Genomic DNA, 12901 nt, shown 5'->3' with positions numbered 1-12901 from the left:
TACTTACCTATCCACTCACTCTCAACAACTGTGAAAAGAGTTGTCTAAGGCCTTCTACTCTTGAATCGTTGATACAAAGCTCTCCTGCCTTACATCAACGCGCCTGTTTTAGACCTTTAGAGTTAAGACGCTAACCCTAAGCCTTGTTTAGCCATAGTTATTAAGCTAGAAAACCCTATTTATCTTCTTGTTTTGTCGCCACTTTACATTGTAAATCCATACTTGTTGACTTCTCCTTTCTACCATTTTGCGCCAATTTGATGCACGGGCTATTTAGCGCTTCACTAATATGGTGCAGTTGTCTTACAGTGAAATTTTAACCTCCTTGATTTTTAAGGAGATATTCTATGGCTCGATTCTTGTAGTAGACTTTTCACTAATAAGCACATTAGCACATGCTTTTCAAAACCTCTGCGTTGCATACCACCTCCTTCAGGTTAGCACCGTTTTGATGCATGTCAGAAAAGGGAAAGGGAATACTATGGAAGACGCACTTGCCGTAATTTTAGCAGGAGGGATGGGGTCTAGACTCAGCCCACTCACCGATGACAGAACCAAGCCAGCCGTACCTTTTGGCGGAAAATATAGAATTATAGATTTCACACTAACCAATTGTTTACATTCGGGTTTACGCAAGATCCTTGTTTTAACCCAATATAAATCTCATTCACTTCAAAAACACTTGCGAGACGGCTGGTCGATATTCAATCCAGAGCTAGGCGAGTACATTACTGCTGTTCCACCACAAATGCGCAAAGGTGGTGCATGGTATGAAGGAACCGCCGATGCGATTTATCACAACATGTGGTTGCTATCGCGAAATGATGCAAAGTATGTGGTTGTGTTATCCGGCGATCATATCTATCGAATGGACTACGCCGCAATGCTTGAAGAGCATAAAGAGAAAGGTGCTAAGCTCACCGTTGCCTGTATGGATGTTCCCGTAGAGGATGCTTCAGCATTCGGTGTAATGGGCACCGCAGAAAACGGGCTCGTTACTTCGTTTATAGAGAAACCTGAAACCCCACCTACCCTTCCTGGAAGCGCGACCAGAAGCCTTGTTTCTATGGGAATATATATCTTTGATATGGATGTTTTGAAAGAAGTGCTTGAAGAAGACTCAAAACTCGATTCATCAAGCCATGACTTCGGAAAAGACATCATACCTAAGCTGATTGATACGGAATCCGTTTACGCTTATCAATTCTGTGGTAGTAAAGGGCGCGTCGATAAAGATTGCTATTGGCGCGACGTAGGTACCATTGATTCCTTCTATGAAGCGAATATGGATCTACTAGAACCTGTGCCGCCAATGAATCTTTATCAGTCCAATTGGACGATTCGTACTTACGAGCCGCAGTTTCCACCAGCTCGTACTGTATCGTCGGCTACGGGTAATGAAGGTATTTTTATTAACTCCATCATTGCTACCGGTGTCATCAATTCCGGAGGCTCAGTACAGCACTCCATAATCTCCTCTAACGTACGCATTCAAGATAGTGCAACGGTAGTCGATTCCATCATTTTTGATGACGTAGAAGTCGGTGAAGGAAGTCAGTTGGTAAACTGCATAGTTGATAAACATGTTCGTATTCCGCCACATACTCAAATTGGCATCAACAAACTTGAAGATGCGAAGCGATTTAAAATCTCAGACAAAGGTATTGTCGTCATACCCGAAAGTTACCAATTCGATTAAACGACAAACTATCACAACAAAAAAGCGCACGATAATCATCGTGCGCTTTTGTTTAAGTGCCTGTAAACATTAGGCTATAACAAATAATCCATAATAATTAGATGTTACATACCGTTGACCAGCTACCATCTGTACCCGGTTCAGCCGCTGTCCACCAGTTCGCTTGGTAAACCACACCGTTGTGGATGATCTTATCACCTTGGTTAGCGTGGCTTGGATTACCTGCCCAATCCGTTTGTGGCAGAGCTGGGTATGTCACTAAACCTGTCGTATCACACGTACCTGGTTCAGTGGTACCACCACCCGTGCCCGCATTGAGATCACCAATTGGTAGAGCTGGCTGTTCAAACTTAAACGCAAACTCTTTACCACCAGAAATCACTGAGTAGTTAGCCGGACCAGAGATTGGTAGGTAGTAAACCATATCAAGCTCGTAAGTGCCGCCCGCCGGCAAGTCTTTCCATGCTGGTAGAGAGAACGACACACGGTGCATTACGCCATCTAAGCCACCAATGTTGTTTGCTCGAGTATGTCCAGAAGCAATTACTTTCAAACCACCACCTGATTGGTCTTTCGCGTTGTCCGGCGCAGATACTGGGATATCGAATTGGAATTCAGTACCGCCAGGGATCGCTTGACCAGTGTTGTTCGTAAACGTGATTTTCGGGTTAATTGGGTAGTTTTGATCGCCAACTTTGAAGCCGCCAACACTAACAGTAATGTCTACTGCTTCAGTTGGTGTTGGACCAGTCGCTACTTTATTACCGTAAGGCGTCGCAGACTTAAACTTGTCGTAGATAGCTTTGGTCATAGTGTTACCCATGTGGTATTCACCATTATCCGCCGCACAAGCTTGTTCAGTTGCATCTACTGCCGTACGATTACCATTTGCATCCAGTACGTAACAGTTGTAGTCACCGGCTAGTTCCCAGAACATGATACCGCCGATCTCTTTATCGATAACGTAATCGGCTTTCACCTCGATAGAAGCTTTATCTTCCGTAGATAGGAATACGCTCTTCTCCGCGTTCCACAACCAAGGTGCTACAGCAACGCTATCGTAATGACGAGTATAAGTACCAACAAACTTATCTGAAGGATCATTAACTGGGTCAAGACCGTAAGCAGCTGCGTAAGAGCCCCATATACCGTTTTCTAGGTTCTTAGCATGCCACATTGGGTTAGAACCAGCGCCCATTTCGTTTCCTTTAGGGTCGGTATCATGCCACATGTTGTCGATACCAATAGCGCCGTGACCACAGTTGTTCTTCTCACCTTCACCTGTGCCCGGTTGGCACTCTGCTTGGTTTGGTAGTGCCGCTCGGCCCCAAAGGCCATTTTCACCACCAGTAACACCTTGCCAACCACGGGTGTAGTAAGGAACACCAATGTTAATACGACCTGCTGGCATAGAACCACGGAAGTAATGGTAAGCCCAGTCTGTGTTCAAGTAACCGATACCACCGTATGCAGCAGTGCCGTATACGTTCCACTGCGCTAGCTCCGAGTCTTTACCTGTATCGAATAAAGCCGCGTTGTGACCAACGTGATCATTCCAAGCCCCATGCAAGTCGTAAGACATGATGTTTACGTAGTCTAGGTACTTAGTTACATCGAAGGTTTCCATCCCACGTAGCAAGTAACCTGAAGATGGTGCTGCGATAGTCAGCATATAATGAATACCATCTTGCGCGGATGCCGCATCAAGTTTCTCACGCAATACTTTCATCAGCTCTTGGTAAGACGCCCATAAATACTGACGACGTGGTTCCATGAAGTCTTTGTCGTAAGGGTTACCAGCACCAGCCATTGACGTCGGGTATTCATAGTCAATATCCAGGCCATCGAACTTGTACTGACGCATCATTTCAACGGCTGAAGTTGCGAACTTCTCAATACCAGCATGATTAATAGAACCGTCCGCATTCGTCGTCATGGTGTAGAAGCCACCATCAGCTACACGATCGCCGTTCGTATCGAAGTGACCGCCCGTTTCAGCCCAACCACCAATCGAGATTAGCGTTTTAACATCATGTTTTTGCTTGTAAGTTGCTAGTGCACCAAAATGACCTTTAAAACCAAGAGCAGGATCTACCTCAACGCCTGGCCAAGTTTTACCTGTAGCAGGGTTGTTAGGATCATTTACGTCGCCAACGTTTACTTTGCCGTCAGAACCAATGCTCACAAAAGCGTAGTTAATGTGAGTAAGTTGTTCCCAAGGAATGTCTTTAACAAGGTAAGTCGATTGTGGGTCGTCACCTGATCGCCAACTGGTGAAGTAGCCGATTACACGACGTGGGTGATCAGCCCCCATTTTCTCACGGCCCTCTTCGTCATAAATAGAACAGTAAGGAACATCTACACCCGTTGTTTGATAAAGACCATCAGGACGACAATTAGATGTCACTGCGCCGCCGTTTACCGTTAACGTCGCAAGTGCAGAATCTGCTCTTGCTCCAGCATCATCGGTAGCTCTCGCATATACACTTAATGAGCCAGCTTGTGAAGGGGTTACATCCAGCGTGTATGGCGCTGCTGTAGCAGTGCCAGCAAGTACACCTGCAACATAAAAATCAACTTTAGCAACGGTACCATCCGCATCCGTAGCATTTGCAGTCAGTGTTACGGAACCACCCAGGTCAATAGAGGTCGCAGAAAGCACGACATCCACTGTCGGCGCTTCGTTACCAGGTTGCGCTGATGCCACAGTTAACGTCACAACACTTGCCGTACTAACGGCACCTGCATCGTCATAGGCCTTGGTAGAGAACTCGTGCTGTCCTTCAGTTGCTGTCCACGATGCAGCATACGGCGCAGACGTTGCCTGACCAACTAATATACCATCAACAAAGAACTCTACTTTGCTAACAGTCCCATCAGTATCTGCCGCATCTGCAGCTAGGTTAACAACATCACCCGCAGTCACAGAAGCCGACGCAGAAGCCGACGCAGAAGGCGATGTCAGAGTAACCGTCGGGACTTCATTCTGAGGTGGATCAACCGGTCCAGCGCCATCACAAGCGCCAAGTGTTTCCCACTCGCCCCACTCACCAGATTGCGCTGGATTGTTGTTTTGCGTCCAGTAACGCGCTTTATAAGCATTACCTTCATGCTGAACTTGGTCGCCACCGTTATAAACTTTTGATGATTGCCAAGTTTCTAGAGGGGCACAGTCAACTGCTGCGTAGCTATTGAAGGCCATAAGACAAGAAGCGGTGAGTGTGCTTAGTGTGAACACGTTTTTCACTGCGTTGCCGTTTTTAAGGTGCATAATCGCTCTTCCTTAAGTTATTGTTAAAACAATACTAAATGCGCTAAACGAAGCGCATCTATACTTTTATTTCGACGTAAAATAACTTAAGTACAAGTTGGTGATTTCACACTATCTATTTACGAGTTTTCCACACCGCCTCGCAACAATCCACTAAATGATTGCAACAACGTACCTATTATTTGGCACCAGTAACTAATTTTATAACTCAAATAAATATGTCACTCGCAAATTAATAAAAAAGGTAAAAAAAGTCGCCATTTTGAAATAAAGATCACTAAGCCTTTGTTGACCTTGGCGTTTCATTAAAATGCCGCTTGTACTCGCGACTAAACTGTGATGGGCTCGTGTACCCGACCATTCTCGCTGCATCATTAACACGTCGCCCCTCTAACTGGATCAATTCGCGCGCTTTGTTAAGTCGAACTTTCTTAATATATTGCAGCGGAGATTCAAGCGTGACATTGCGAAATGCTTGATGGAAAGCAGACACACTCATGTTGGCTTCTTCAGCCAATGCTTGTACGTTCAACTGTTCATGATACGCTTGATGTACACGATTTAGTGCTTTAGCGACCCTCGCGTAAGAACCTTCTTGATGTGCTAGGTCAAATAAAACATACCCCTCTTTGCTCACCAAAGTACGATACACAATTTCCTCAAGAAGCAGCTCGCCAAGCATGATGACATCAAGCTCGTTACACATTGCTTTCATTAACCGTTTGCACGCATCCAACATACCTTCATTCATACGTACCGACTTAAGGCCGCAACGGGTAGCATCCAGACACTTATTACTGAATTTTTCAGCCTCTAATTTTTTAACGAGTTTATGAAGAAGCGTTGGCGAAATATCTATCGAAATGCCAAGTAAAGGCTCATTGTTTGTCGCAAACGCTTCGCACTCTAGTGGCATGGGAACCCCGACAACAAGGTAATCATCGGGCCCATATTGCACTGGTGTATCACCAATATGAATGTTCTTATGCCCTTGACCCAATACGATGATGCCGGACTGATAGACAAACGGCTGGCGATGATTCCCTTTGCTACTGCGATAAAACCATACGCCATCTATCGCTGTTTTCTTCATACCTTCTAGGTCATGCAGCCCCTGCTTTTCAACATATTGCTGCATGATATTTGCGAGAGTGTGCATTAGAGCGCTCCATCAATGACCAACGAGTTTGGTCTCTATTATCGTTTCGAGCACTATACTTCCTCTCGACTTTAACTTTCTAGCTCAAGAGCATTAATTTTGTAGAAATAGGCAAATTATTTGCAGAAATCGACCTGTTAACCATCATTAATCAGGACTAATATGCATGTATTCAATCTCCTTCACTGGAAGCAAGAGGGCTAATAATGAACTTTTCTTATGTAAACCCAACCAAGATTTTCTTTGGTCAAAAACAAATCGCAGCAATCAAAGAAGCTATCCCATCCGACCAAAAAGTTTTAGTGGTATACGGTGGTGGCTCCATCAAAAAAAATGGCGTGTACGACCAAGTAGCAGAAGCTCTTGAGGGACATGAATGGCTAGAGTTTTCAGGTGTTGAACCAAACCCAACCAAAGAAACACTCGATAAAGCAGTCGCAATGGTAAAAGAGCATGGTGTTGATTTTATTCTAGCGGTAGGTGGTGGTTCAGTCATCGATGGTTCCAAATACGTGGCAGCGGCATCAATGTATGATGGTGATGGTTGGGATATCATGATTGGTAAGCACCAAGTCACTGAAGCGACGCCTCTAGCTGCAATTTTGACATTGCCAGCAACAGGCTCAGAGTCAAACATGGGCGCAGTTATCACTAAAAAAGAAACTCAAGACAAACTTCCGTTCATGTCTCCAGCAGTGCAGCCAAAATTTGCCGTGTTAGACCCAGATGTAATGAAAACACTGCCAGAACGCCAGCTTATCAACGGCATTGTTGACGCATGGGTGCACGTATGTGAGCAATACTTGACGCTTCCTACCGGTGCAATGGTTCAAGATGGTTACGCAGAAACACTGCTGAAAACTTTAAAAACACTCGGAGAACAGTTTGCGGAACGAGACGACGATATGTGGCGCGCAAACTTAATGTGGTCTGCTAACCAAGCATTGAATGGGTTAATTGGTAGTGGCGTTCCACAAGACTGGGCGACACATATGATCGGCCATGAATTAACCGCTCTATGGGGCGTTGATCATGCGCGTTCTCTTGCAATTGTCCAACCATCGTTACTTCGTAACCAAATGCAGTTTAAGCGCCCTAAGTTAGAACAAATGGGTCGCAACGTATTTGCTCTTGAAGCAGGTGAGGATTTAGCAGAGCGCACAATCGAAGCTATCGAAGCGTTTTATCATCAACTTGATGTCGCAACTAAGCTCGAAAACTATGGTGAGAGCCGTGAACAAGCTATCGATGCCATCATTGATCAACTAAACAAACACGGCATGACTGTTTTAGGTGAAAACCAGGCGATCACACTTGAACGTAGCCGAGAAATCTTAGAGTTAGCTGTCTCATAACTGCAACAATTCTTCACTGCCCTTCCTAGGGTTTAACGGTATTGTGACTTAACAGTCACAATACCGTTTTTTTATGCTATTTTGTAAGCCACATCACGTTCAAAACGAGGAGGCTTCTAAAAACAACGATTCCCTCCAGACAAAAAATCGGCCGTGTTGGTTAGTAAAGAGACAACTGTCCAGCTTTACACAAATAAAAATAATTGAGATCAAAGAACGAGTTAACTCGTTAATTAAGTTTTGATTTGTTGTAGTGATGTACTACATAATTTTGTCTGTTCGAGAAAACACTTTATGTGGCTAGTTGTTGTCGTATTAGCATTCATACATATCATCAGTATCCGTAAAGGCTCTAAATGGCTCTTTTACGTTTCTAAACCATTACCAGTGCTCTGTATGCTTGGTATTTTAATTCAGTCCCCGGCTTACCCAATGCCATATGCGCATTGGATTTTGATTGGCTTATCGCTCTCGTTGCTTGGTGACGTGTTATTAATGCTCCCTAGAGACAAGTTCATTACAGGATTAGTGCTCTTTTGCTCTGCCCATCTCTCCTATAGTTATGGTTTTGCCATCATGTCAGCGTGGCATTTTACACCTTGGCTCCCAATTGCCTTGTTCGGACTCGGTATATGCGTCTACTGGTTGTTCCGACCGGATCTCGGTAAAGAAAAACGGCCAGTTGCTAGTTATATATTGGTACTGATGACTATGTGCTGGGCTTCGATCGAGTATTATTTGAGTGGGAAAACACAATCCTCCTCTTTTGCAGTGCTCGGAAGCTTTATCTTTATTATCTCTGGCATCGTATTGGCTTTCGAACGCTTTGGAGGACGGTCAATATTTTCACGACAAGTTGTCATGGTGACCTACTATTCTGCACAGACACTAATGGTTATGTCTGTTGTTGCGATTGTTGTTAGTTATCCGTATCTCGTTGAACTGAGTTAGTCATACTCTAGACTCTAGACTGCACCAACATTAAAGAAACATGGATGTATCTTGTAAGCGATCTGAATAGAGTCTTAAAATCATCGCCTAAACATTAGCTTATTCTTAATGAAATTACGCGCACAACTTGCTATTGTAAAAGGATATTTTTCCGTTATAGCGTGCCCCTTTGAAAGAGAATACTCCCGTCGTTGAGTTTAGCGACGTAAATAAGTGGTATGGCGATTACCACGCTCTAAAAGACATCAACTTCTCCGTGCATTCTGGCGAGATCGTCGTGGTGTGTGGCCCTTCAGGTTCCGGAAAATCAACGCTCATTCGTTGCATCAACCATCTTGAATCGATTCAAGAAGGCCAGCTTCATGTGTTCGACCAGCCTTCTCACGCAAAATCTCTCAAGCCCGGTAAAATCGGCATGGTGTTCCAACACTTTCACCTTTTTCCTCACTTGACTGTACTGGAAAACCTCACCTTAGCGCCGATTCGCACACTCAAATTATCAAAACAAGAAGCTGAAAAACGCGCAAAACATTACCTAAAGCGAGTCAATATTGAAGAGCAAGCGAGTAAGTATCCTATCCAGCTTTCTGGCGGTCAGCAGCAACGCGTCGCGATTGCCCGCTCCTTGTGTATGGAACCGGATTTACTCCTGTTTGACGAGCCAACTTCAGCGCTTGATCCGGAAATGATCAACGAAGTGTTGGATGTCATGGTTGAGCTGGCTCAAAGCGGAATGACGATGATTTGCGTCACGCATGAAATGGGATTTGCCAAAAAAGTAGCGAACCGCGTGGTATTTATGGATGAAGGCCAAATCTTGGAAATGAACTCTCCAGTCGCCTTATTTGAGACACCACAGCATCCACGCACCCAAGCATTTTTGAACCAAATTTTAAGTTACTGATGATAGTTCGCGTAATCAAACCTGTCCTTCAAGCTTTACTGCAAATGACGCTCCTCTTCATAGCGATTGTGTGGGTGTTGGACTCTGGTGCCGACGCTATGGGCTATCAATGGCAATGGGAGCGCGTACCTGATTACATCGCTTTTTATGAAGATGGCGAATGGTGGCCGGCAGAACTTATTGATGGGCTATTGGTCACGCTTAACATCTCTGCTATTAGTCTATTTTTTACCTTAGTGTTGGGGTTGGTCACCGCGTTACTAAGGCTTAGCGATTCGAAAGTCGGCAATGTTATTGGTACCACTTATGTCGAAGTAATACGTAACACGCCGTTGTTGGTGCAAATCTATTTACTCTACTTCGTGTTTGGCCCCGTGATTGGTTTGGACCGATTCAGCACCGCCGTTTTGGCATTATCCCTTTTCCAAGGTGCCTACACCGCGGAAATATTCCGTGCAGGTTTAAACAGTATTCCTAAAGGGCAATTCGAAGCAGCACAAACTCTCGGACTATCACCGTTTTACACCTACAAAGACGTGATTTTGCCTCAGGTTTTACAGCGCACATTACCGCCATTAACCAATGAAGTGGTTTCTTTGATCAAAAACTCTTCCATTGTAAGCGTGATGGCGATTTTTGATCTAACGACACAGGCACGCAACATCGTCTCAGAGACGGCGATGCCGTTCGAAATTTGGTTTACCGTGGCAGCAATTTATCTTGCTCTCACTCTGTCACTTTCTGGCTTGTCTGCATGGCTAGAACACAAACTCGGAGCCAGTTGGCGCAAATTATAAGGAGATAACATGAAGTTATTCAAAGCGACCATTACTGCATTATTAGGGCTAGCCATAGCTATGCCTACAATCGCGAAAGAAGATGTCGCCACACCCAATGTAGATCAAATCAAAGAACGAGGTACTTTGCGCGTTGGTATGTCAACATTTGTACCTTGGGCAATGCGTAACAAGCAAGGCGAGTTAATCGGTTTTGAAATCGATGTTGCCAAACGCTTAGCAGAAGATTCAGGTTTGAAAGTGGAATTCGTACCGACTGCGTGGGATGGCATTATTCCCGCACTACTGGCGAAAAAGTTCGACGTGATCATTGGTGGCATGTCTGTTACGCCTGAACGTTCCAAAAGCGTCTTGTTTACTGCGCCCTACTCGCACTCAGGCGTTCAAGTAGCAGCAAACAAAGAACTCGCCTCTGGTTTTAGCGAATTTTCGGATTTTGACTCACGACGCGTAAAAATTGCGGCTCGTCGCGGCGCATTCACCGTTCAAGTAGCCAGAGAAACCTTCCCGAAAGCGAAGATCCTGCAATTTGATGACGACGCGCAAGCGTTCCAAGAGGTGCTGAATGGTAACGCCCACGCGGTCATTGCTTCTAGCCCAAAACCAGAACATGAGACAGTGAAACACAGCGACAAACTATTCCTTCCATTCTCTGAGCGACTATCACAAGGTAACGAAGCCTTTGCAGTTCGCTTGGGGGAAGAAGATAAAAAGGCCTTTTTCAATAAATGGATTGAAGCAAGAACCCAAGATGGATGGTTAAAACAACGTTATGAATACTGGTTCTCGACATTAGATTGGCAAGATCAAGTCGCGCAAGGCCAGTAATCTAAATGGCTCGTGGACGCCGCGAGCCTATACTCTCCAATCATCCATTTTACTTTTCCATAACTTATCGGAGTCAAATTTTTGGGCGAACACACTACCACTCGCACAGCACCCGCGAAATCCAGCACAGGCTACCTTTTACCGCAATTAAACACACTAGACTGGGTACTACTTGTTATGTGCGGTATCGGTGGTGTTTGGCTGTACCATCGGTCCGCTGTTGGTGTGCATTATTTGTGGCAGTGGAAAGAGGCGCTTGAATTACTTTTCACGCCTAGAGCAGATGGTGGTTTGCCCTACTTCTTCCAAGGTTTGATTTCGACGTTAAGGCTCAGTATTTGGGGCATCAGCTTCGCATTAGTGTTTGGCACTTTGTTAGGCTTAGCACGCTTCTCTCGTTCCGTTTGGTTGCGCACACCTGCCAATGCGTTTATCCAGTTAGTGAGAAACATCCCTCCGTTGGTGTTTGTTTTTATTTTCTACTTTTTCATTTCTAACCAATTGATCCCGTTGCTCGGTTTGGAAGATCTTCTACGAAACTACAACGGCGAACCAAATGCGCTACAGCGCTTTCTGTTTGGGCCTTCTAACCTTTGGGAAAACCTTGCCTCTGGCGTGTTATGCGTCGGCTTACTCTCTTCTGCCTACATTGCAGAAGTTGTGCGCGGTGGTTTACAAAGTATCGACCAAGGTCAGTGGGAAGCGGCTGACTCATTGGGCTTGTCTCGATGGGTGAAATACCGATTTGTTATCGCGCCACAGGTGCTTAAATCAATAACACCTGCACTTGCCGGTCAAACCATCTCTTTGGTGAAAGACACCTCTATTGTTTCACTGATTTCGATACAAGAAATGACGTTTGTTGGGACAGAGATGGCAAATTCATCAGGGTATATATTTGAAATTTGGTTGATTGTCGGCCTTGCTTACTTCTTAATTTGTTTTGGTCTGTCACTTATTTTTCGCCATATTGAAGCAAAATCGGAAGCCATTTCAAATTAACTCAACCGCATATGTAATTAGGCACATTTGATTCTTCAAATCAGAATTGCACCCTGTTACATTGGCAAGATGCTAAATTTTCGGCGTTTTTCATGGAGTTAAAGAATCAATCCGACTACGAGCGATACATAAAACAAGATAATCTTGGTGAATATTACGTAGTTCTCAATCAATTCACTTTTCACAGTGTTTATCAGCCAATTTTTGATAGACGCCAACGTATTATTGGTATGGAAGCCTTACTGCGTATTCGTGGCATTGATGGTTCCCTAATTCGTCCTGACGTGTTTCTGGCCAATAATGGTCTTGATCCCTACTTTCGCTTATGTGTAGAGTTTTTATCCAGAGCAATGCACATTCGAAATTTTGCACGCTATTTCGCGGGGACGCCGATCAAACTGTTTCTTAACGTCATGCCTCAAACGCTACTCACACTAACCAAAGACATGGGCTTTAAAGATAACGGCCTGCTTTACAAACGCCTTTCCGAACTTGGTATGAGCCCATCAGACGTCGTTTTTGAAGTAGTCGAAGAGTCATGCGGAAATACGGATTTATTAATCAAAGCCGTACAGTTAATGAAAGCAAATGGTTTTATCTTTGCTATCGATGATTTTGGCGCCCAACATTCTGATATCGCACGTGTTCAGCAGCTCTGCCCTGACATCATCAAAATCGATCGTTCCTATTTGCTAGACTACTGCGCCGGAGAAACCTTTTCCATACATAGCGCCGTTGATCTAGCGGATCATATGGGAGCAAAAGTCATTATAGAAGGGGTTGAAGAAGACGTGCAGCTACAAGCTATGTATCAACTTAATTTGGATTATTACCAAGGCTTTTACTTAGGAAAGCCTTGCGCCATTCATCACTGGACAGATAGCCTAAACATCGAGACGACTGTGCATTAACACTGCCCACTTACAGCACAGTGA

10 protein-coding genes are annotated in these 12901 nt (G+C 44.6%); 8 read left to right on the top strand and 2 right to left on the bottom strand.

Annotation, left to right across the window (positions count from 1 at the left end; all coding sequences use genetic code 11):
- Positions 1 to 481 precede the first annotated feature (481 nt).
- The gene (gene glgC / locus R7Z49_RS03635; protein ID WP_047103564.1) at positions 482 to 1699 is read left to right on the top strand and encodes a glucose-1-phosphate adenylyltransferase; all 1218 of its coding nucleotides are present in this window, start codon (positions 482 to 484) and stop codon (positions 1697 to 1699) included.
- Positions 1700 to 1796: 97 nt separating this feature from the next.
- On the opposite strand, the gene R7Z49_RS03630 is transcribed toward glgC, so the two are convergent.
- Both R7Z49_RS03630 and R7Z49_RS03625 read right to left on the bottom strand, forming a co-directional pair.
- Positions 1797 to 4970: a chitinase C-terminal domain-containing protein gene (locus tag R7Z49_RS03630; protein WP_318111350.1), complete on the bottom strand. Its 3174-nt coding sequence runs from the start codon at positions 4968 to 4970 to the stop codon at positions 1797 to 1799.
- Positions 4971 to 5247: 277 nt separating this feature from the next.
- Entirely contained in the window at positions 5248 to 6129 is an 882-nt protein-coding gene (locus R7Z49_RS03625; RefSeq protein ID WP_005376392.1) for an AraC family transcriptional regulator, read from the bottom strand.
- A gap of 206 nt (positions 6130 to 6335) precedes the next feature.
- Here R7Z49_RS03625 and R7Z49_RS03620 point away from each other — a divergent pair, with 206 nt between their 5' ends.
- The 7 genes from R7Z49_RS03620 (at position 6336) to R7Z49_RS03590 (ending at position 12877) form a co-directional block, all read left to right on the top strand.
- Positions 6336 to 7484, top strand: coding sequence for an iron-containing alcohol dehydrogenase (locus tag R7Z49_RS03620; protein ID WP_005376393.1), 1149 nt, complete (start codon positions 6336 to 6338; stop codon positions 7482 to 7484).
- A gap of 294 nt (positions 7485 to 7778) precedes the next feature.
- Complete coding sequence (locus R7Z49_RS03615; RefSeq protein WP_318111349.1) at positions 7779 to 8435, top strand: lysoplasmalogenase; 657 nt, start codon at positions 7779 to 7781, stop codon at positions 8433 to 8435.
- Between the two features lie 169 nt (positions 8436 to 8604).
- Positions 8605 to 9339, top strand: a complete 735-nt coding sequence (locus tag R7Z49_RS03610; RefSeq protein WP_005376395.1) for an amino acid ABC transporter ATP-binding protein — start codon at positions 8605 to 8607, stop codon at positions 9337 to 9339.
- Positions 9339 to 10136, top strand: coding sequence for an amino acid ABC transporter permease (locus R7Z49_RS03605; RefSeq protein ID WP_005376396.1), 798 nt, complete (start codon positions 9339 to 9341; stop codon positions 10134 to 10136). The genes R7Z49_RS03610 and R7Z49_RS03605 overlap by 1 nt, the downstream gene beginning before the upstream one ends.
- Positions 10137 to 10145: 9 nt before the next feature.
- Positions 10146 to 10964 carry a transporter substrate-binding domain-containing protein gene (locus tag R7Z49_RS03600; protein ID WP_170893211.1) on the top strand — a complete coding sequence of 273 codons (819 nt, stop codon included), beginning with the start codon at positions 10146 to 10148 and terminating at the stop codon, positions 10962 to 10964.
- A gap of 81 nt (positions 10965 to 11045) precedes the next feature.
- Positions 11046 to 11966, top strand: a complete 921-nt coding sequence (locus R7Z49_RS03595; protein WP_017820957.1) for an amino acid ABC transporter permease — start codon at positions 11046 to 11048, stop codon at positions 11964 to 11966.
- Positions 11967 to 12058: 92 nt separating this feature from the next.
- The gene (locus R7Z49_RS03590; protein WP_005386068.1) at positions 12059 to 12877 is read left to right on the top strand and encodes an EAL domain-containing protein; all 819 of its coding nucleotides are present in this window, start codon (positions 12059 to 12061) and stop codon (positions 12875 to 12877) included.
- Positions 12878 to 12901 lie beyond the last annotated feature (24 nt).

The organism is Vibrio sp. 1562, from assembly GCF_033340155.1.
GTDB classification, from domain to species: Bacteria; Pseudomonadota; Gammaproteobacteria; order Enterobacterales; family Vibrionaceae; genus Vibrio; species Vibrio alginolyticus.
Note: the sequence above shows the minus strand (reverse complement) of the source record. Positions and strands in the feature narration are given on the sequence as shown.

Bases quoted from the DNA above. Each gene is read 5' to 3' on its own strand.
- glgC (WP_047103564.1), top strand. From the start codon at position 482: ATGGAAGACGCACTTGCCGTAATTTTAGCAGGAGGGATGGGGTCTAGA.
- R7Z49_RS03630 (WP_318111350.1), bottom strand. From the start codon at position 4,970: ATGCACCTTAAAAACGGCAACGCAGTGAAAAACGTGTTCACACTAAGC.
- R7Z49_RS03625 (WP_005376392.1), bottom strand. From the start codon at position 6,129: ATGCACACTCTCGCAAATATCATGCAGCAATATGTTGAAAAGCAGGGG.
- R7Z49_RS03620 (WP_005376393.1), top strand. From the start codon at position 6,336: ATGAACTTTTCTTATGTAAACCCAACCAAGATTTTCTTTGGTCAAAAA.
- R7Z49_RS03615 (WP_318111349.1), top strand. From the start codon at position 7,779: ATGTGGCTAGTTGTTGTCGTATTAGCATTCATACATATCATCAGTATC.
- R7Z49_RS03605 (WP_005376396.1), top strand. From the start codon at position 9,339: ATGATAGTTCGCGTAATCAAACCTGTCCTTCAAGCTTTACTGCAAATG.
- R7Z49_RS03600 (WP_170893211.1), top strand. From the start codon at position 10,146: ATGAAGTTATTCAAAGCGACCATTACTGCATTATTAGGGCTAGCCATA.
- R7Z49_RS03590 (WP_005386068.1), top strand. From the start codon at position 12,059: ATGGAGTTAAAGAATCAATCCGACTACGAGCGATACATAAAACAAGAT.